Below are 581 nucleotides of genomic sequence, written 5' to 3'. Positions count from 1 at the left end.
TCTTTAGAGCCAATATCTGTTACATTATCTAAAAAACCAGTGATACCTTTCATGGCTTGAACTTCATTTTGATGCATAAAATTTTCCGTTTTATTTACATCTTCTACTTCTTTAAGTAGTTTTTCTCCTATTTCATCTACACCCGCATCTTTTAAAGGAATTTGCAAATCTTTTTCTGTTTCGTTTAATTTTTTTCTAGGTAATTCTTCTTTTTGCAATTCTTCGTTCATTGTTTACACTCTTTTAGTTTGGATTGTATGGATTTAAGTTTATTGATTTGTTTTTGACCGAGTCTGAGTTTTGGATAATTATTGTTTATATTTTCTATTTTCATTTTAAGATAATCATCTTTATAGGCAATAAATTTAATTTTTGAATTTATAAGATTGATATATCTATCAACTGCAATATTAATTTTTTCTATGCCATTTAGAATTGCTATGGTTTTGGGATTATTTAAATCACAAATAGGAGCTATTGAAAGTTCTCTTAGATACATATTATTAGCAAACGCACCATCTAAGCCAATCAATAGATTAATATATGTTACAATTTCTATTATTTCAAAATCATTATCATTT

Annotated in this window: 2 protein-coding genes; both read right to left on the bottom strand. The window is 25.8% G+C overall.

Going from position 1 to position 581, the window contains the following annotated elements; genetic code table 11:
* The coding region (locus tag CAMP5082_RS08270; RefSeq protein ID WP_337206436.1) for a hypothetical protein at positions 1–230 on the bottom strand (230 nt) is incomplete at its 3' end.
* On the bottom strand, positions 227–581 hold a 355-nt coding region (locus CAMP5082_RS08265), incomplete at its 5' end, for a hypothetical protein (protein WP_337206435.1). The genes CAMP5082_RS08265 and CAMP5082_RS08270, both read right to left, overlap by 4 nt.

Source organism: Campylobacter sp. LMG 17559, from assembly GCF_024723605.1.
Classification (GTDB): Bacteria; Campylobacterota; Campylobacteria; order Campylobacterales; family Campylobacteraceae; genus Campylobacter_D.
The sequence above is the reverse complement of the archived record's forward strand: the minus strand, read 5'-3'. Positions and strand labels throughout refer to the sequence as shown.